We start from the raw sequence: 21,488 nt of genomic DNA on the forward strand, positions 1-21,488 counted from the left end.
ATATGCCAAGAAAACTACCCCTTGTATTTTTAGCATTATTATATACTTTCGGTTGCCTGGGGCAGGAAGACGGACAGACCGGTCCGGTACTTGCTTTTGATATACCTTCACAAAACCTTTTGAAATTCAACAGGTATTTGGTCCATCCTGCATTTTCTGCGCTCGGCCCGGAGAATACTTCAATCAGTTTTTACCACCGTAATCAATGGGCGGAGTACGATAACGCTCCCGAAGTGTCACTGGCCGGTTTATCAGGGAAGATCAATGATAACACCGGTTTTGGCCTGGGTATTTTCCAACAGGGACAAGGCGTTATAGATAATTTCGGGCTTCTTGCCAATTACGCGTATGGGGTTCGGATAGCAGATTACAGCACGCTCACTTTCGGAATGAATGTCACTTATTACCGCAGTGGTATCAATTGGGGCAATGTCTTTGTTGCCGAAACGCAGGATCCCGCACTTCAGAATATGGAAAACAGTTCTCTGATTGCATTTCACCCCGGGCTCAATCTGAGTTTCAAAAGTTTTGATGTAGGTGTATTTGCCGGGAACCTCGTGAATTTCAACCTGACGAACTATGAATCATATATCAATGACAATACGACAAAGACGATCACTGCCCACCTGATGCATACCCTGAAAATGGAGATGCTTACCGGCGCTTTTGAAGACGGGGAAATGACAACTATGGTCAGGGCCAGAAAAACGGGAGAAGATTTCTTTCCCTCTGCGAGCCTTATTATGAATTTCCCGAAAATCGGCTGGTTACAGGTGGGATACGAAGATCTTTACGGAGCTGCGGCAGGCATCGGATTTCATCTTACCAGGCACCTCGCTATCGGATATACTGTAGAGAAAGGGTTAAATGAAAACATCACCAATTTCGGAACTACACACGAGTTCAGCGTATCTTATGCCTTTAAGCCTTCCGAAGCACAGCCGCGATATGTTTCCCATCCTAAGAAGCGCCCTTCCGTAAGACCTGTAATACGTGAGCCTGAGCTCAGGACACCTCTTGTTAAGACCGGTAAAAATGAGGGGATACCGATCACAACTCAACACGTTTTAGTGGAGAAAACCACTACAGACAAAGAAGAAAAAAATATAACAACCGGCAAGACCCCGGTTCCTGTTTCGCCATTACCCCAGGTTGCGCAACCCGCAGATACAAAAGATAAAGATAGTACACAACAACCCGACCGGAAACAAAGTGGTCTGGGACGCCAATTGCTGGGAGAAACGCGCCTGACAGCAGCACGCAGAAAACAAATCAAAGATTCTATCGAACAGGCGGAGAAATCGATGTCATCTGCTATTGCTCAGTCTCTACAGGAGAAAGACACGCTGATCCCAGGAGAAAAGGCAGAAGCAATATCAGCACTACAGAACCAGGAACCCGATATCGAGGATCTTCTTTTCACAGCAGCTGCAAAACAGGAAAATATCCGTACACAGACGGCCACACTTATGGATGTGGGAGACGGGTATTACATTATAGCCAATGTGTTTAAGAACGAGTCGAATCTCAAAAAATATATCGAGACACTACGTAGTAAAGGATGGAAAGCGAGCTCTTTTAAAAATCCTGAAAACGGACTCAACTATGTATTTGTAAAGCAATACGATACCTGGGAAGAAGCCATTAACAAGCGTAAGGTACATGCCAGGGAGTTGAACAACAGTGGCGTATGGGTGTTTCGGGTGAAAAATGCCGATACCGTACTGGCCAGAATGGAAAGCAAGATACTGGCCGAAATGCAAACCGAAGATATCAAGGTTGCCGAAATAACACCGGAAATCAAAAAACAGGATGAAAACAGTAAAGAAGGGCAGGAGACGAGTTTAGATCTCCCTCTTGCCGGAGGAGAGATCAGGTCCGGTGTGAAAAATACATATATCCCGGTGGATATTATTGAGTCCGTACCTGTTTTCCCGGGGTGTGAAGATCTGAGAAATAACGAAGAACGAAAAGCCTGCCTTGCCAATGGGATAGATAAGGTGATCCAGCGAAGGTTCCGTGCTTCTGTAGCTACCGGATTAGGACTGTCCGGGATACAGGGTATTTACGTCGAATTCAAGGTAGGTACGGACGGAGAAGTTACGGTGATGCGTATAAGGGCGCCTCATGAGCGACTGGAAGATGAGGCTCGTAGAGTGATAAATCATATCCCGAAAATGAGACCGGGAAAACAAGGTAATACCCCTGTAGATGTTATGTATTCCAAAGCGATAATTATTAAAATAGAATAAAAGATGAAGCCCCTAAATTCTTTAAAAACAGTTGTTAGGCCCTCCCGTTACCCGGGGGGAGCAAAACGGCGAGTGAACAATAACCTGCTTGAGATCCGTATTCTGGATAGCAAATGATTTCCCGTGCAGGTTTTCCATCAAAAAAAACAGATCAAACTCAAATAATAATAGTTACATGATGAAAAATAGTACAGCTTTAAGGTCATTTGTCCTCATACTGTATGTGCTGTTTGCCGGGACGTCCGCGATATACGGGCAATTCCTGAAACCTTTCGAGGTCCGGTACGAAAACAGAATCCGTGGAAATATGACCATGATTTCCAATAATGTGATCAGCAGGGAGTCCGGTTGGCGTGGCGGTCCTAATGATCCCTATAACGGAAACGACAATAATGATGGTTTTAACATGCAGTATATCGATGTTGATGGCAATAATTCTACATTCAGTTCCAGTCGAGCTACTCTTGCTATTACCGATAGTGACGATTGTTACAAAATACTGTATGCCGGATTGTATTGGGCGGGGACGTACCCGTCGGAAACCAGTTCGGACAATACGCGACGCCGCATAGACCAGGTCAAGCTGCAGTTGCCGGGATCATCCGGTTATCTGGACCTTACCGGGGAAGTTATTTTCGATGGACATAACGCTTCGGGTTTTGATGAAGATAACGGACCTTATGCCTGTTTTGTAGATATTACTGAGCATGTCCGGGATCTGGATAACCCGGAAGGCGAATATACGCTGGCCAATGTCCGGGTAGGACGTGGAAATAAATACTATTTCGGTGGAGCTTCAGGAGGTTGGACGATATTTTTTGTTTATGAAGACCTGGCACTTCCGGCAAAATTCATTACCTCTTTCGATGGTTTTGCCGCAATCACAAGAGATGGGCAATCCAGTGTAGATGTACCAGTTTCTGGTTTTCGTACCAATCCGGTAGGACCGGTCAGAGCCAACCTAATGACGCTTGCCCTGGAAGGGGACCGGGGTATTAATAACGACCAGTTTCTGTTAAGGGGTGGAAACAGCGGTCCTTTTCAGACTGTGAGTGATAACCTGAACCCCTCCAATAACTTTTTCAATGCAAGGATATCCCGGAATGATGTGGAATTTCTGGACAGAGTTCCGAACAGTAGTAATACACTCGGATATGATGCCACGATTATCGATATTACCAACATGCTGGCTAATAATGAAACACAAGCCACTATGCGGTTTACGACTTCGCAGGATGCATATTATCCATTTTTCAGTGCGTTCAGTGCCGAGGTGGTTATGCCCGACATTCGTCTGGTAAAGCATATCAGGGATGTAGAGGGTAACGATATGTCGAACCAGGAGGTGAATCTCGGTGAAACACTGATATACAGGATCGAGTTTCAGAATATAGGAAATGATGATGCCCGTGATTTTTCTATTCGCGATCTGCTCCCGGTCAATGCCCGGGCCAATGTCAATATCACAGCCAGTAACGGGGTTTCCTGGACCCACGATGAGGCTCAGGGCGAAATTACTTTTAACGTCAATGACAATCTCGTTGAAGCAGGCGATCCTGTAGGGTGGATAGAAATTCAGGTGAGCATCGCTACCGATTGCATGAATTTTACCGAGGCCTGTTCGCATATAATCAGAAATCAGGCATTTGCCACCTATACAGGAGTGGACAGTGGAGAAGTGATAACCGAAGATCCCAGTCTTAGCGGTGTAAACAGTTGTTACGAAGGAGAGCAGGTTCCTGTAAATATCCTGGCCAATACCGCGGTATGTACGTTCGAGAGAGATGAATTATTGTGTGCCGGAGAACTGACTATTACTGCCGGGGGTGGTTTTGAAACGTATACCTGGAGAAACAGTGATGGTATTATTGTGGGGAATACACAGAGCATTACCGTAAATACTCCCGGGACCTATACGGTATTTAAAGAAACCGCAGACGGGTCCTCATGCCCGGATCTCAATGAAGTTGTCAATGTAGAACTTTTCGGAACTGTGCAGAGCAATCCGTTGCTATCCGAAGCCGATGTGGTTGAAACCTGTACGGATGACGGAAGCAGCCTCCCGAAATTTTTTCTTTGTGGTTTAGGTGACCGGAGACTTATAAATATCGGAATAGTCAACGTAGAGAATGTGGAGTGGCAAAAACTGAACGAGAACGGAGCCTGCGGACCTGCAGATCGCGATGCGGTATGTGCCAATAAGAGTTCGTCTTGTACCTGGAATACGGTAGCTACGGGAGCACAATATGAAATAGGCTCCGACGGGAGCGGGCAATACCGAATGGTAATATCTTACCCGGGAGGATGCTTTTCGAGGTTTTATTTTAATGTATACACGAATGACCTCGACCCTCAGGCGGCACTGGAAAACATGATCTGTGGCAACCCGGGGAATATCACGGTAAGCAATGTCCCTTCCGGATATGAATATCGCTGGCTCCGCGGAGGTGTCGAGATCCTGTCATGGCAGGAAAACAACAACGACATAGATGTCAATACAGCCGGAATTTACGAAGTAGAGATCCGGCAGGTAGATGTGGACGGAGGGTGTGTGTTCCGCCTGGATAACCTGGTTGTTCAGCAACGTAACCTTACGGTAAACATCGATACGGAACCTGTTTCTGCCTGCGGACCCGGAAGCATCGACATTTCGGTGGAGGAAGTGGGGCCTCAGTATTTTTACCGAATAACCAATCAGACCGGGAGTACGGTTTTTGCTACGTACGGCCCGACTAACGATAACAGGTTTACCTATTCCGGGATTAACGATCCGAATACGTATCATATCGAAGTAACCGCAGAAGACGGAGACTGTTCCCTGGACTGGGATGATGGTTTTGTAACCGTAGACAAGCTCGCCCCCCTGGAACTCACTGCCTCTGTCGAGCAACATATATTTTGCGACAGTACCGGGATCATCAGCATGAATGCTGTCGGGGGGAGCACTCCGTATATGTATGCCATATACCGTATAAACGGTACGGCTCAAAATCCGCAGTATCCCGCAGATTATCAGTCCGACGGGGATTTTGAGATCGATACTGCCGGAAATTATATTTTCGTAGCTACGGATGCCAATGGATGCCAGGCCTATTCCGGTGCTGTTTCCATAGAGGACTATCCTCCACTGGATTATGACGTTGAACATGAAAATATTTCCTGCTTCGGAGAAAATGACGGAAGAATACGGGTGATGTTTACACCGGTAAGCGGATTCGATTTTTCGTATCTGCTCGAAGATGTTAACGGCAATGATATTACCGCCGCATACCGGGTAGGTAACAATTTTGAAGAACTGCCTCCCGGTGCGTATACCCTGACGGTGACACAATCAAGAGGAGGCAACAGTTGTGCAGCGGATATCTACCAGATTACCATATCTCAGCCCGATGCACCGCTGACTGCTACCTCGGGAGTAAGCGAAACCATAGAATGTGATGCTAATGCAGGAGGACAGACCAGGGTAGTGAATGCCGAGGGCGGAACCCCGCCATACCGATATAGTTTTGACGGGGGGATCACCTATGGCAGTAATAACACCGGTTATTTACCTTCCGGAACCCACAACCTGTACATAAGAGATGACAATGGCTGTACATACACCATGCAGGTAGAAGTACCTGCGCCACTAACACCTCCAACCGCAACGATCACTGTGGGAGATTATGATTGCGAAGGTCATGCGGAAGCCACTGTTAACCTTGATAATATTACAACCGGATATGATTATTGGTACGCTATAGACGGCGTAGTTAATACGCCTGACAGTATCTCCAATGTATTTACCGGGATCAGTCCGGGTAACCATGTGGTTACCGTACATTATATTACACAGAATCCACCCCCTCCCAGTACGCTGATGATAGAGACTTTCGGAGCAGGCCCTACCGTACCCACTGCTTATATGGGTGACGTTTATTGTTTTGAGCCTCAAACGGGGTTAGGGACAAACTGTCCGACCAACTCTAACCCGGAGATCAATGACGGAGAGTACGCTGTTACCAATACGATAGCCTATCCGTATGGGACATGGCTTAATCCTTCCGACCATACCGGTAATGCCGGAGGAAGGATGCTGGTCGTCAATGTAGGAGCAGCTGTCGGTGTAGGCGGTATAGTATATAGACGGACCGTCCGTGATATTATTCCGGATCGGGACGTCACCGTTTCACTCTGGGGACTGAACCTGTTGAGGTCCGGTACCGATCCGGGGCTCGGAGATCCGAACCTTGTGATACAACTGGTCGATAATAACGACAATGTCGTTGCAGAACATATAACCTCCGATATTCCGAGAGATGATGACTGGCACAACTTTGAAATTCCCCTGAACCCGGGAAATAATGCCGAGCTCGATATCGTGATCCGTACCAATTCGGCTGTCGTCAACGGAAATGACCTGGCGCTGGATGATATTGTAGTTTATCAGGTACCAAAGCAATGTCCCGGAACAATAGATATTCCGGTACAAATAGAAAACGGAAAAGCTTTTGAAGCCCGCATTACCCATGTGGCAGATCTGTATTGCAATGATGAAGAAGAAACAACAATAGCTTTTACCGCAAGTAATTATAATCCGGTAACCGGTTTCGAATATAGTGTGGATGGGGGAGTGACCTGGATAAACCAGATGAATACACCTGTCTCAGTACCAGCACCGGTAAATACTTCCACCTATGAAGTGTCATTAAGGGTTCGTTATGCAGAAGACGCCTGTGAGCAAACCCTGATAAGAAGTGTCAGTGTTCCTGATCCGGTAGAAGTTACCGCAAGCCTGACAGAAGAGGCGACGTGTAATACCGGCGCAGATATCATGGTAAGCGGACAGGGAGGAGTACCGCCGTATCAGTTTAGTATTGATGGTGGCGTGAACTGGACAGCTGCCGGAACCACGGCAGATTTTTATAACCTTGGATCAGGGATACATACCGTTCTTATCCGGGACAAAAATTATTGTACTTCCGATACAGATATAGCCATAGATGCTCCTACGCCGTTAGCGTTTACGGCAGTGTCATCCAATTGCTATAACGGGGACAGTAACGGGCAGATCATTGTTGATGTAGATGCCGGAAATGGCGGGTATCAGTTCCGAATTAACGGAGGCGCATGGCAAACGCCCAATCCGCCCACTGCCCAGGGATATTATTTTACACAATTAACCTCCGGGACTTATATTATAGAAGTGAGAGATGCTGCAGGATGTGCAGCAGATCCCGAGACCGTGGTTATCCGAGAAGAACTTACCGCGGTGGTCACACCCACAGATATCAATTGTACTCCAGGAACAATTGAGGTACAACCCTCCGGTGGTTCAGGAAACTATATCTATGCATTTGTTCCGGCAGGGACAAATGTTACGGCAGCAGATTTTACTGCGTCAGCGACTTTTCAGGTTACGACTGGCAATGAAGGAGACTATGATGTGCATGTCAGGGATAACAACGGAGATACAGAATATTGTGAATACCTGGAAACCATAACGATAAACCGTGCACCTGATCTCGGAATCAATGTAACGTCCCAATCACCGCAGTGTTATGGAGAAACAGGTACGATTACGGTAAACATAACCTCGGGAGATGGTCTGTTTACTATTGAGATCGCAGATCATAATGGGAATATTGTCGATGTGGTTAATAATTTTGCTGGAACTACCCGGGTTTTTACCAATCTGGTCGGAGGGGCATATACCGCAAAAGTTATTGACAGATATGGTTGTGAAGAAACTCAGTCCGCAAACCTGGAGGAACCCGATGAGCTTACGGCAGATATCCAGGCTATTTTACCCGCGGATTGCGATGTTACTGATCCGGATGAATTCGGAGTACTGTTTGCGAACTATCCTTCATACCCCGGATTGACTGTAGAATTTAGTGTTGACAATGGAATCACCTGGTCCGCCGACCCGGAATTCAGGGGGTACGCTTCGGGGACCCGTCTATATCCTTCTATGCGAACCGTTGATACAAATGGAAACCGAGTGTGCCGCATAGATTTTGAAGATCCTTTTGACGTGCCTTTCCCACCGGTGAGTTTGGTTATAGATGCCGTAGCGGAAGCTGTGGGATGTGATTTCCAGGTTACGGTAGAAGGGACAGACGGCCAGCCTCCGTATACCTTTGCGGTGACCGAGGGGTCAGATACTCCTGCCCCGGCAGATTGGATGTCGCCGAATACCCCGCCGAATGTGCATGTATTCACCGGGTTGGTGCCAGGTAGAACATACTCTTTTTACGTACAGGATAATACAGGATGTGTACGGGTGAACGATGTAGATATTTATGGCGAATATGATCTTATCGATACCGAAGTAACGCATCAGAGTGTGCCGGCATGTTTCGGAGAACAGAATGGAGAGATCACGTTTACCGTAGATGATAAGGACGGTATTCACGAAAACAATATTCGCTGGGAATTGCTGGATAATAGTGATAATGTAGTACAGGACAGCGGAGGTCCTGTAGCCTATACTCCTCCTATGGATGTACAGGTAAACGGATTGGCTCCGGGAGAGTATTACCTGGTGGTAACCCAGGTTGATGCCGTTGGAGCAGATGTCTGTTACGGAGCAAGTCGTAATGTACTGATAAGGCAATCGCGTCCTATAACTATTACCGGTACGGATGTACAAAATATAAGCTGTAACACACCGGGTTTTGTACAGGTGTCCGGAACTACAGGTGGATGGGGAGGTTATACATACACCTTATCCGGAACCAATCTCACAGAAGATATCGTCAGTACCGAAAATCCGGTCCGGATTACGTACGACAAAGTTGTGAACCCGGCATTACCGGTAGGTGTTACTATAGCCGTTACGGACCAGTACGGCTGCGCGGCAGATGTAGGTAATGAGGTGCTGAGTGTTTCTCAGGCTCCTGAAATTTCTTCTGTTACGATTGACAATTGTGCTTCCCCTTTTAGCATGGAAGTTGTCGCAACAGGAGGTTCCGGAATCTATAATTATTCTATAGACGGAGGAGCGAGTTATTCGGCTAACGGAGGAATCTTCGCTAATGTCGTACCGGGAGTTTATGATATCATGGTTATGGATAGTAACGGTTGTATTGCAGGCCCCGAACGTGTAGAGGTATATCCTTTGTTTGAGGCCGGGGCGGAAATCACCAAATTACTGGATTGTTCATCCGCAGGGCAAGATGCCCAGATTACCATTCATGCCGCGGGAGGTTCCGGAAATTATGAATATGAAGTATCCGGAGAAGTTATTATCCCGAGGGGAATCATAAGTGCCAATCCGTTTACATTATCCGTAGCTTCTGCCGGTGATTATACCATAACAGTATATGATGCCGTCAGCGGAAATGCGGTATGGACTGCTTCGGAATGTGAAGTGGTTATACCACTTACTGTCGAAGATCCCGTAACACCGGTTTTTACCGTGAGTTCAACAGCTATAAGCTGTAACGGTGCCCGGGACGGTATGATCAGGATGTCTGCTACGGACAACGGAATCAATCCGTTATCCTATACCCTGAACCCGATGCCTGCAGGGGTGTCTTTGATGTCGGATAACAGTGGTTTCGAAAATGTACCTCCGGGCAACTATACCGTAACAGCCACGGGGACCAACGCATGTACTTCGGTAATAACCGATATTATCATTCAGCAGCCGGCTCCGGTATCTGTTCCGGTAGCGGCTGTATCGGTAACACCTTTCGGGTGCAACTCGGGAAACAATCCGGAGGAAGCCTATATCCGTGTAGATGCTTCACTGATCACCGGAGGTTCCGGAAATTATGTAACCTACGAATTTGTGGATAGTATGACCGGAAATGTTCTTCAGAGCGGTTCCTCTGCCGAATTGGCCTGGTCCGATACGGACGGAGGCGACTTTACGGTAAATGTATATGATGACGAAGGGTGTACCGGAAGCCGGTCGGTATCCATAGCGCAACTCGATATGATACTGACTGCGGAGGTCACTGCAACAGATGCCACCTGTGTCTCCGGAGCAACAGCATCGGTCAGGGTAACGACAACAACCGGAAATACCAACCGTATACGATGGAGTCTGGACAACGGAGACGGAGATCCCGATACCAATAACTGGCAACCGTACGGTACGACAATAGCCGACCTCGCTCCGGGATCTTATGTTTTCCTGGTGAGGCACCTGGATACGGGATGTATGGTGCCCGTGACACACACTGTAGCCGAGCCGGAAGGTTTTGATATTAGTGTACATATTCTCAATGACGTAATATGTCCCGGAACCGAATCGGGGGCTGTAACTTTTGAAATGATCAATACACCATACACAGGTATATTTGATTGGGAGATCTTTAATGCGTCGGACAGTACATCTACCGGAAGATTGGGAACCCATAACTCGGTCAATGGGGCAATTCCCATGATCAATCTGGGAGGGGGAAGCTATTATGTGGAATTCCGCCAGACAGATATGCCGGGTTGTACCCGCACAACAGCGTTTGGAATCGCAGAACCTACAGGCGGTGATATCGAAGATGAAACCGAAGTACATGTAACTCCGATTACCTGCGAGCAGCCGACAGGGAGGATATACATACTGGCATCCGGTGGCTGGGGAGATCATACGTATTATGTGGCCCCCATCACCGCTCCGGCCCCGGTAGCAGCTGATTTTACGGACGTAAGGGACATTACGGGACTGACACCTAATATATATCAGGTCTGGGTCCGGGATACAGGAGGATGTATGGTGCGATTTGACGATGTTGAGCTCCGGCAACCCGATCCTATCAGTGCGGATATTGTTGCTGATCCCGGAACGGATCTGCAATGTATCGGAGATACCAATGTGCAGTTGTCAGCTGAAAATACTGCCGGTGGCTCCGGGAATTATGTGTACAGGCTCAATCGCTATGCCACAGACGGTATAACGATAGAAAGTACAACAGATGCCTATAACACTCCTGTTTTTGGCAATCTGGGTAGCGGTATATACTCGATTACGGTAGAAGATGACTGGGGGTGTACTTTTACGACTACAACCATAGCGATAACAGCGCCGGACCCTATTGTGCCCACACTGGAGATCGAAAGTACTATTAGTTGTGAACAAGATGCCGTAATTCGTCTCAGCGCTGCAGGAGGTAACGGTGGGCCGTACACATACAGTGCCGATATCAACGGGCCTTACACCGCAACAGATACATTTACCGTAGGACCGGGAACCTACCGTTTCTATGCCAGGGATGCCAACAACTGCGAACCTGTGCTGAGTAATGAAGTAACCATTAATGCCATCGAAGCTATTCATATCGATCTCGACCTTACGGCAGCAAATGTTAATTGTAACGGAGATAACACCGCATCCATTCGGGCTACAGCTACGGGCGGGTTAGGCAACTATGTGTATATGCTGTTGGACGAAAACCAGGACCCCATTACCGGAAGACAAAATACGACAGGGGTGTTCGATGGACTACTGGCAGGCGATTATTACGTGAGGGTGGAAAGTGACGATTGTGAACAGGTGTCGGATGCTGTACGTGTAACCGAGCCGGACCCTCTGGTCATAAACGCAGATCTCATCAATGTGCTGTGCTATGGCGGTGCTACAGGAAGAATCAGCCTGAGCGCTTCCGGCGGAACCGGAACAGTAAAATATGCGATCTCTCCCAACCTGAATCAGTTTCACGAAGAAGGAGAGTTCGATGGGCTCACCGCAGGAGTTTACGTGATAGTTGCAGAGGATGAAGCAGGATGTTTCGAAAGACTGGAACTGACCATCACCGAACCCGATCAGCTTGTGGCCGCTCTTTCCTATACCGGGGAGATCTGTAAAGATGATGCCAATGCATCGATATCAGCGACCATAACAGGTGGAACGGCTCCTTATTTTACGAGCTTTAACGGTAGAAATAATTATCAGCAGGGCCAGCTCGATTTTACAGGCCTTGCCGGGGGCGAAACCTATGTCGTCTTTGTCAAGGACAGTAATGATTGTGAGACTTACCAGACCATAACCATTCCCGAAGGCGTGGATATTGTTCCGGAGGTAGAAATTCTATATGGTTTCTGCCAGGACAGTTCGTTTGAAAACGAGGTAACCGTTCAGATCGCTGATCCGGATGAAATGACGAGAGTTACCTATGCTCTTGATGGTGGAACCCCGCGTACAAACCGGACTTTCGTAAATCTGACCCCAGGTGCACATACTGTAGATGTTATACATACTAACGGATGTACTAAGCGTGTTTCTTTTGTTATTGAAGAAAAAGAACCGCTGGATCGTATAGAAATAGCAGCAATAACCGATGTGGACTGTTTCGGAGAAGAAACGGGAGCTATCACTGTGCAGGCCACAGGAGGAGAAGGCATCGTGGAATATGCCATACAAGGCGTAGATGTTTTCCAGATTTCCAATGTGTTTTCCGGTCTTCCGGCCGGTCCTTATACCCTTATGGCGCGAGATGAGGCAGGCTGTACGGTCTCTGTGTCCACAACTATCGGTCAGCCTTCACAACCCCTCAGGGCCGTGGAAACAGACCGGCAGGAGGAAGTTTGTGAAGGAGACCAAGATGCTTATATAGAGATCAGTGTTTCCGGCGGAACGGGACCTTACGCTACAAGCCTCAACGGTGAGAACATTTTTGTAACAGGGCGTATGGAATTTTCCGGTCTCGAAGGAGGGAGAACCCATACTATTTATGTGAAGGACGCCAAAGGATGCGAGTATGTTATGGATGTTACTTTAGAAGCACCTGTAACCATAAGTCCGGAAGCGGAGATTGTATATGGCTGTGAAGGCGAGTTTGCAACCAATACCGTGACTATCCACGTGCGGGATGAAGTAGCAGCAGACGTGATGTACAGCCTGAACGGAGGAGCCGGACAAACAGAAAATACTTTCGGAGACCTCGGCCCGGGGATACATAACGTAGAAGTACTGCATGCCAACGGATGTGCCCGAAGTATCTCGTTCACGATCGATGAAATAGCACCTCTGGCTCTGAGACTCGAAGTACAAAGGCTGAACCAGATCACGGCGATCGCGACCGGTGGAAGCGGGGGGTATCGTTATTATGTAGACGACATCAGTCTCGGAACCAAAAACACCTATGATATCAACCATTCGGCAGTGTATACGGTCCGGGTGGAAGATGCCAACGGATGTGTGGCAACAGCTTCCATAACCATGGAGTTTATAGACATCGAAATACCTAATGTATTTACCCCTAACGGTGATGGCTATGAAGATACCTGGAAAATACGTAATTCCGAGTCCTATCCCTACATGACTGTCATTATCTATGACCGTTACGGAAGAGAACTGGCCAAATTGCCACAGGGAATCGGTTGGACGGGTGTCTACAAGGGAAAGTTATTACCTGCGGGTGATTACTGGTATACCCTGAAGCTCAATGGCGAGAATGATAACAGGGAGTTCGTAGGACATTTTACGCTGTACAGATAAACAATGAAGCCACCGTTTGTCGGAAATACTCGATCTGTACCCTGTAATGCTACGGTGGGTATTTCCGGACGGATAGTGTTGAAAGAAAACTTATAAAATTCGGAGCTCAATAAAGGTCTTCTTACCAGGTTTTTCAAAACCCGATACTTCCTGCTCAGATGAGGAATTGTGTTGCGAGAACCTGGGGCGAAGTCTAAAAACAGGAACAAATGAAAAAAAAACTATGCATACTGGCTGTACTTTTTGTGGTTAAAGTCTGTGCCCAGGAACTGACCCTGCCGGTATATACCCAGTATCTTGCCGATAGTGAATTTGTGATTTCCCCTACGTATGCAGGTATAGGCGAATATATACGGATACGTGCCAACGGGGTGACCCAGTGGGTAGGAATAAAGGATTCGCCCAATACACAGTCCGTTGCGGGAGATGTGCGCCTTGGCATGCGTTCGGGTGTAGGTATAACCTTTTTCAACGATAAAAACGGTTATACCCGTCAGTATGGCGGAAGGTTGTCCTATGCGCACCATCTGACCATTGACCCCTATGAAAACAATTTCCTTTCTTTCGGACTCTCCTACAATTTCAATCAGTTCAAAATAGATATTTCGGAATTCGATCCGGGCGATCCCGGGATTACAGGTAACCGTCAGGTAAACAATCACAACTTTGATGTCGGGGTATTATACCGGTACAGAAGATTTTACATCAGTCTTAATGCAGCTAATCTGCTGAATAAGCCCACGGACGATTTTGCAGTGACCGAGCCCAATATATTGCGTAATTATTATGTATATGCCGGTTACAGGTTCCGCCAGCACAAGAGAAGCGAGTTTGAGGTAGAGCCTTCCGTATATTTCCAGATTTTCGAGAGTGACGGACGCTCCAGTACCGATTTCAATCTCAAATTCCGGAAATACGATCTCGAAGATTATTACTGGGCAGGTATATCCTATCGTTTTCTAAACGACCAGATTCTGGACCCCCTCAATATAGGCCCGATGGCCGGGGTTAAGATCAACAACTTTTATGCGGCATATTCGTACCAGGTGGCGCTCAGTTCCATTTTCGGTTACAATAGCGGGACGCATATGATCACCCTCGGAGTGGATATCTTTCAGGGAATAGGAGAGTGCAAGTGTACCCTCAATACCGGAGGATGGTAGTTATCCGTATGTCCCGATTTGTATCTTGTTATTTCGATTTTAAAGTCAAACCTATTTATCTCAGATGAAGTATATACTCAGTTTTATTTTTATGATGTTTACCCTTTTTGCTTTTGCAGATTGCAGCAGCCTCTATTCGGCGGTGACTTACGCATTCTCGCATAGCGGAAAATCGCTGAAAGCAAATAATTTTGATCATCAGCGTTATTATGCCAAACGATCTATGGAGGCCATAGAGAAAGCTGAACAGCAATTGGGAAGCTGTGGATGTGATAAGGCAGGTGATATTATATACGATATTAAGCAGAACCTGGAAAAGGCAATGGACCCCGAAGACTGGGAAGCAGGCAGGTTTTATGTGAAAAAAGCCCGTGCTTTCCTGGAAGAACTCATCACGGCCCTCGATATCTGTACAGCCGCCGGAGATCCTGTTCCGGCAGCAGAACCGATGGCATCGAAAGAAGACTTCAACCAGGAGAAAAAAGTGGAGTACGAAAAAGAAGTGACACTGGCCGAGAAGCAATTGGCCCTGCAGAAAGAGCAGGAAGAACTACTGGCCAGGCAGAGAGAACTGGAAAAAAAGTTGACGGAACAGCGCTTGCTCGAACAACGCCTGAAGCAAGAACGGCAACTCGAGCTCGATACGCAGAAGGAACTTATGGTAAAAGCAGAGATCGGGCTGTATCAGATAGAAAGTGCTGCGGTGGATATCATAAAAGCTTTTTCCTGCGGAACTGATTTTGAGGTTGCCGAAAGTTATAAAAGAGAAGAAAAAGTGCTGGAAAATGAGAGTCTTAAACAGACAAAACATTTTTATAAAGAAAAATTCAGGGAGATTGTCGAAAGAATACGGAAAGAACTCGATAATTGTCCGGATACTTTATAGCACAGAACCGTGCAAGAATACCAAAAAGTTTTTGTGCCCCTTTTTCATCCGGAAAAGGGGCTTTTTTCATTTACCATCCCATGTCTTTTTTGATGGAAAATATTCGTTCCTGCACCATATCCTTGGTCATAAAATCAATTTCTTTCATGAGAAAGGCTTTCTCATAAGTCCGGAGTGCCTTTTTGGTATTCCCGCTTTTTTCGTGGTATTCTGCTTCGAAAAAATACCCGATCATGTGATCCGGAAAATCCTTTTTACCAAGCCTGGCAAGGTTTTCCATGGTTTCGAGGTCTTCTTTTGCCATTGCAGCGGCGTAAATGGCCATAATATCGTTTAACCGGATCTTTTTGGATATATGATACATTTCCCCGATATCCCTGTACTTGTCGTCCAGATATTTATAGACAGGCCCCTTGTCGTACACCAGGATTTCTTTTCTATATTGCTCGGGATCGATGGGGCGATAACGTTCAAAGAGACTGTACAACGCTCTCGGAATGGCATAACCGGCTACGGTATAGGTGTCGGAATCCGGGATTTCCTGAAAGTTATACCGGAGATTATCATTGGCTACAGCCCGAAGTGTAGTATGAAGCTCGGATATTCGGGTAGCTGTTTCCGGATTTCGGTTTTTTTGGGCGGCCATCAGGTAATAATAACGAGGCGACACCAGGGTAGAGAGACGACTTGAAAGATAGCTTTCTACATTGGGAGCGAATGAAGGCTCGATATTGATGTAGGCGTCGAAAAGGGGATGATCCTTAAAGAGGTAGTAATTGGTGAAATTAGCTGTAAGACCATGTCCTATGATGGTGTTGAAACCGGACAGGTTGTATTTTTTGGCCAGGGAAGATAACAGTTCCATCCCCACAAACTCAAAAAAGTTATTGTCCTTGTCTTTCGGAAATCCGGTGTCTTCATTATAGCTGCAATCACTGTTTCGCCGTCCTTCCTGTCGTATACCCACGACGATACATTCGGGCATTTCGTCATTATAAACAAAGAAATTTACAGTGGCTGTTACCATATTAAAAAGATAGTCGGCATCCAGGACCAGGATGAGCGGATATTGTTTTTTGGCATCGTAGTTTTTCGGTATGTGTAAAAGAATATCACGTGCTTCACCCAGTTTTTCAGAAGGGAATACGATTTCTTTGTACTGAGCGGTAATACTGCTCAGGCCCAAGATTATCATCGTAATACATAAAATATATGGCTTCATTCGAAAAATTTTTAGTTGTTTATTGAAATGCGGATAAAAGAAAAACCCGGGATACATCATACGGGCCTGATATTTAATAGGCCGTTGAATGATGTATTCCGGTGAATCCGGGTTTTAAAGGAGGCTTAAAAGTACCGGAACGCGAAGCTCCGTTTCAGTCTTCGATAATTCTGTTGCGTTTCCCGTCTTTATAGAGGGCTACAAAAACATCGTCAAATCCCATACCTACCAGTTCCTTTTTCAGGATGCGGGCTTCGTCGGGCGACTCGAATATACCGATACAAAAAGCATAAAAAAGGTTGGGGTTTTGCGTATAGATAAAGTTTGTGTTGGATTGAAGCGGGATCTGATCCCGTTCAAAAGCTTTCACCTGAACGGTATAGACCGAGTCCTTGGAAACCGGAGATGGGGAGGTGCTCAGATTGTCGAGGTCTTTCCGTAGCCTGTTCTTTTCGGTTTCCAGACTGAATATTTTTGACTTGAGCAGCGCGGTACTGTCCGCACTTTTCAGGAGTAACGAATTTTTCTTGTAACACGATGCGTACGAATCTTCCATTGCAGAGAGTTCCGTGTTGAAATAATATCCGAAACCTATAATAGCAAGACACAGTACAGAGGTGACGATCCATGCCGCATTCCGTGTCTTTAAACTCTGGTCATAATTCTCGTTTTTTGCCTGGATCTGGTCCAGCAATTTCTGGTTGGAGTCCTGTTCTCTTTCGATTTTTTTATGAAGAGCTATCAGGTCGTCTTCTTCTATGTAAGGCATGTGTTTGGTGATGTTTGGTTAAATTGAAATGTTATTTCTTTTCGCAATTTTTCTCAGATTGGTCAGGGCATAACGCATTCTTCCGAGAGACGTGTTGATGTTGACACCCATTTCTTCGGATATTTCCTTAAAAGTCATATCTCTGTAAATCCGCATGATGATAACATCCTGCTGATCGGGCGGGAGTTCTTCGATAAGTCGTTTTACCCGGTTTTCGGTTTGTTGTCGGATGAGGTGTTTTTCCGCATCAGGAGATCCGTCTTCAATACCCGATAAAAAACTGAAATCCTCGAAATTCCGGAAAATACGTTTTCGCTGTGTCTGCCGGAAATGATCTATAACCAGGTTATGAGCTATTCGCATAACCCAGGACAAAAATTTGCCTTCCTCACTGTATTCCCCTTTTTTAAGGGTTTTGACCATTTTTATAAAAGTTTCCTGAAAGATGTCTTCTGTAATATTCTTGTCCAGTACTTTGGAAAAAATAAAGTTGTATATCTTCTGGGAATGCCGGGTAATAAATACTTCAATAATCTTGTCGTTTTCGGGTATTACACTTTTTACTTCCATGCTGGGGCAATTTTCTGTCTCGATATCCAATTACTAATTAACAGTCCTTTTTCACCTGTTCCAGCGACAATGTGCTGGTTACCTGCCATGCCTCGGTGATTTCTTCGATAGGCATTACAATGTTGTTGGGGAAATTACTGTTGTCGTTCATCAGGTTGAGGATATAAGGATTATTGGAATCTTTCATCACCCTGTTGATATGGATGCCTCGCAGTTTACTGACAAGAACACAAACCGAGCTGTCTTCGATTTTGTTGCGGTCGGTGATCTTTTCTCCTATGACATATGTTCCTTCACGCAATGTAGGGGACATGGATACCCCTGCCATTTGAAATGCCCTGGTCTCCGGGTTCGAAAAAGCAAAAGGAAGACTGCATTTAGGCATTTTGTCCAGAAAATCATCTTTCTGATAGTTCGATACATACTGGTAGTGGGCTTCAATAGGTATAGCCAGTATACTGTTTGCGGTGCGATTTCTCGTATATTCGTTCGAGAAAAGGGTGTTGAGGTCAATGTCGAGCATATTACAGATCGAGATAATAAGCTCGTAATCCAGGCTGTTTCTCCTTTTCCAGGTAGAAATGGTGTTGGGCTTCACATCGAGCACGCGCGACAGTTCGATGTTGGTGTGAATGCCAAGGTGGCTTTTCAATTTTTTCAGTAGAAGAGTGACGTCTACATTGTAATCCCTTTTTAGGGTGATGTCGGGATTACATTCATTGGTTGTTTCGATAGTATTATATTTCATAACAAAGAATTATTAGTATTCTCAATAGGTTATTTATGTTCATTGTTAAGTTCTGAAACCACGCTGTTGGCAAAATGAGAGTGATCCGCCGGGAAATACCCGAAATGTTACTACCGTAGCGGACAACTTGAAACGGGCAGTGCATAAAACCGGATAGCGTGGTTTTAATGGTTCAGAACTTTTTTGGTTTGGGGGAGATATATCGTGTAATCCCTTATGCCCAAAAATATGGAGGAAGCTTGTCTTTTGGGCTTTAAGGTCTATAGTACTTGTTCGGCACCGATGTAGAACTTGTTCTAATGCCGGATAAGAATTGACAGGCAGGCGGTAATGTGGAAAGTCTCGTTATATGAAAAAATGGCGCATAGAGAGCAGAAATGCATCAATATGCGCCAAAGGGTCGTTATGGCAATAACGAATGTGATAAAATAGCCTGAATTAATTTCTGGTCTGCCCGGTCTTTTGTCAGATTGCAAAAACAGGAGCATCGTAGTAATTGAAGATCTCTATGAGCTCTGTCACATTGCTGATATCCAGTTTTTTGAATATACGCATTTTGTGTGTGCTCACGGTAGATTTCTTCAGGTCCAGGATGTTCACGATCTCAAGATTACCATTTCCTTTTGCGATAAGCCTGGCAATTTCGAGTTCGCGATTAGACAGGCTGTTCAGCGGATTCTTTACAGGTTTACCCTGTTGTAGTGAGGATTCCTGTAAAAAATGTTTTGTGACCGACCTGCTTACATAGGTGTCTCCGTTGATAACTTCCGTGATGGCTTCTTCGATTTCTTCTTTAGAACTGTGTTTGTGAAGATATCCGTTTGCACCCGCATGGATGAATCGCATAGCATATCTCTTTTCACTCAGTGCAGAAAACATCAGAATTTTAACGTCCGGTGAAATGGAGCGTATGACACTGATCATTTCCGTGCCGATACCGTTAGGGATGTCAATATCGAGAATGATCAGTTCAAAATATTCCTTTTTCAGAATAGTAATGGTCTGCGAGAAATCTTCAATAGAAGTGATCTTAGCTCCTGGAAGAAAATCTTCGATAATTCGGGAGATAGCAAATTGTATGACAATGTGGTCGTCAACTAGTAGAATGGGGTATTTTTCTCTCATGGATACATCGTTTTGATTTAACATTATGGGGTTATCTGTCTATACTTTACGAGGGGTGATCCACTATTTCCAATGCCAATATAGTAATTTTTTAATTATAGCCCGATCTGCCGGTAGGAATTGAGAAAATAAGGAAGATATGACGCTGTAATGTCTTTTTGAGATTATTTTTACATTCTTTATCCTGTGAAATGAAATTTTATTGAGGTAAAAGATTTATTTTGCACAATAATATGCTTTTTGTGGAGTTAATGTTCGTAAATGGTGTATGACTTTTTTCGAGGTGAGATTACTTCGTTCAGGTTGGTTTAGGTTCTAATCACCTGTTTGTTAGTTTTTTGAGGCTAAATGTTAAAGTTTTAAATTACAGGACTACGGGTCTTGTACTAAATTAAAAAGATAAGAAATATGGTTTGTAGGGGGATTTTAGCTGTTGTTATACTGCTCATGACCTGGAATATCAGTGGACAGACAAATATTCTCAATGCCAAGAGGCCGGAAGATATCGGTAAAAAAACTCAGGCTCAGGAAAATGCCGGGCCGGATGTGCCTTTGGAATATGGCTATGTAGAGGAGCGGGATATCCTGTGGTCCAAAATGGTCTGGGAAGTTATAGATCTTAACGAAAGGGTTAATTTTCCTTTGTATTATCCCGTAAACGGCTCAGGAGGAAGCACGGGCAGGCAGTCGCTTTACGATGTGATGGTAACCAATATCAAAAACGGAAAGATCAAGGATATATATTCTGATTCTTATTTTTCCGAAAAACGAAATTTCGGAGAGCTGGAAGCTACGCTGTCCAAAGTAGACACGACCGATCTCGGATACGAACAGATAAACGCCGGAGAGCAGGTCTCGGAAATGTATATCGACCGTCGTGATCTGTCGTCTGCAGATATCGTGGAATACCATATTAAAGGACTCTGGTATTTCGATAAGCGGCAGGGAGAGTTGAAGTATCGTTTGCTGGGGATAGCTCCAGTGGCACCGGATGTGAATTTTATGGATGCAGGTATAGATGACGGTTCTAACCTCGTGGAGCTTTTCTGGGTATGGTACCCGAGTTCGAGGCAGGTTTTTCATGAGGCTAAGGCATTTAATGTTTCCAATTCCGGAATTCCAATCTCTTTTGATCACCTGTTGAATGCAAGGAGATTCAATGCGGTAATCTATAAGGAAGAGAACGTTTATGGAGACCGGGAGATCCGGGATTACATTCCGGATAATGCGATGTTTCAGCTCATGGAGGCGCAGCGTATAGAAGAGGAGATCCGTAATTTCGAACAGGACGTATGGAAAAACGAATGATACTGTTCTAAAATATATTC

10 protein-coding genes are annotated in these 21,488 nt (G+C 45.6%); 5 read left to right on the top strand and 5 right to left on the bottom strand.

Going from position 1 to position 21,488, the window contains the following annotated elements:
• Positions 1-2: 2 nt before the first annotated feature.
• From BT112_RS06975 to BT112_RS06990, 4 genes are all read left to right on the top strand, one after another.
• A complete protein-coding gene (locus tag BT112_RS06975; protein ID WP_072316639.1) occupies positions 3-2,252 on the top strand; it encodes a PorP/SprF family type IX secretion system membrane protein in 2,250 nt (749 codons plus the stop codon).
• A gap of 175 nt (positions 2,253-2,427) precedes the next feature.
• Entirely contained in the window at positions 2,428-13,677 is an 11,250-nt protein-coding gene (locus tag BT112_RS06980; RefSeq protein ID WP_083564820.1) for a T9SS type B sorting domain-containing protein, read from the top strand.
• Between the two features lie 209 nt (positions 13,678-13,886).
• Positions 13,887-14,840, top strand: coding sequence for a PorP/SprF family type IX secretion system membrane protein (locus tag BT112_RS06985; RefSeq protein WP_072316641.1), 954 nt, complete (start codon positions 13,887-13,889; stop codon positions 14,838-14,840).
• 64 nt (positions 14,841-14,904) lie between these two features.
• Complete coding sequence (locus BT112_RS06990) at positions 14,905-15,726, top strand: coiled-coil domain-containing protein (protein WP_072316642.1); 822 nt, start codon at positions 14,905-14,907, stop codon at positions 15,724-15,726.
• Positions 15,727-15,796: 70 nt separating this feature from the next.
• On the opposite strand, the gene BT112_RS06995 is transcribed toward BT112_RS06990, so the two are convergent.
• The 5 genes from BT112_RS06995 to BT112_RS07015 form a co-directional block, all read right to left on the bottom strand.
• Complete coding sequence (locus BT112_RS06995) at positions 15,797-16,948, bottom strand: alpha/beta hydrolase (protein WP_072316643.1); 1,152 nt, start codon at positions 16,946-16,948, stop codon at positions 15,797-15,799.
• 154 nt (positions 16,949-17,102) lie between these two features.
• Positions 17,103-17,717 carry a hypothetical protein gene (locus tag BT112_RS07000; RefSeq protein ID WP_072316644.1) on the bottom strand — a complete coding sequence of 205 codons (615 nt, stop codon included), beginning with the start codon at positions 17,715-17,717 and terminating at the stop codon, positions 17,103-17,105.
• Positions 17,718-17,735: 18 nt separating this feature from the next.
• Positions 17,736-18,287 carry an RNA polymerase sigma factor gene (locus BT112_RS07005; protein ID WP_139276045.1) on the bottom strand — a complete coding sequence of 184 codons (552 nt, stop codon included), beginning with the start codon at positions 18,285-18,287 and terminating at the stop codon, positions 17,736-17,738.
• A gap of 37 nt (positions 18,288-18,324) precedes the next feature.
• On the bottom strand, positions 18,325-19,035 hold the full coding sequence (locus tag BT112_RS07010) for a helix-turn-helix domain-containing protein (RefSeq protein ID WP_072316645.1): 711 nt from the start codon (positions 19,033-19,035) through the stop codon (positions 18,325-18,327).
• A gap of 465 nt (positions 19,036-19,500) precedes the next feature.
• Entirely contained in the window at positions 19,501-20,160 is a 660-nt protein-coding gene (locus BT112_RS07015; protein WP_072316646.1) for a response regulator, read from the bottom strand.
• Positions 20,161-20,568: 408 nt separating this feature from the next.
• On the opposite strand from BT112_RS07015, the gene porN reads away from it, so the two are divergent.
• Complete coding sequence (porN, locus tag BT112_RS07020) at positions 20,569-21,468, top strand: type IX secretion system ring subunit PorN/GldN (RefSeq protein WP_072316647.1); 900 nt, start codon at positions 20,569-20,571, stop codon at positions 21,466-21,468.
• The last annotated feature ends 20 nt before the right edge of the window (positions 21,469-21,488 follow it).

The organism is Sinomicrobium oceani (assembly GCF_900119185.1).
Classification (GTDB): Bacteria; Bacteroidota; Bacteroidia; order Flavobacteriales; family Flavobacteriaceae; genus Sinomicrobium; species Sinomicrobium oceani.

Bases quoted from the DNA above. Each gene is read 5' to 3' on its own strand.
- BT112_RS06985 (WP_072316641.1), top strand. From the start codon at position 13,887: ATGAAAAAAAAACTATGCATACTGGCTGTACTTTTTGTGGTTAAAGTC.
- BT112_RS06980 (WP_083564820.1), top strand. From the start codon at position 2,428: ATGATGAAAAATAGTACAGCTTTAAGGTCATTTGTCCTCATACTGTAT.
- BT112_RS06990 (WP_072316642.1), top strand. From the start codon at position 14,905: ATGAAGTATATACTCAGTTTTATTTTTATGATGTTTACCCTTTTTGCT.
- BT112_RS07010 (WP_072316645.1), bottom strand. From the start codon at position 19,035: ATGAAATATAATACTATCGAAACAACCAATGAATGTAATCCCGACATC.
- BT112_RS06975 (WP_072316639.1), top strand. From the start codon at position 3: ATGCCAAGAAAACTACCCCTTGTATTTTTAGCATTATTATATACTTTC.
- BT112_RS07000 (WP_072316644.1), bottom strand. From the start codon at position 17,717: ATGCCTTACATAGAAGAAGACGACCTGATAGCTCTTCATAAAAAAATC.
- porN (WP_072316647.1), top strand. From the start codon at position 20,569: ATGGTTTGTAGGGGGATTTTAGCTGTTGTTATACTGCTCATGACCTGG.
- BT112_RS06995 (WP_072316643.1), bottom strand. From the start codon at position 16,948: ATGAAGCCATATATTTTATGTATTACGATGATAATCTTGGGCCTGAGC.
- BT112_RS07015 (WP_072316646.1), bottom strand. From the start codon at position 20,160: ATGAGAGAAAAATACCCCATTCTACTAGTTGACGACCACATTGTCATA.
- BT112_RS07005 (WP_139276045.1), bottom strand. From the start codon at position 18,287: ATGGAAGTAAAAAGTGTAATACCCGAAAACGACAAGATTATTGAAGTA.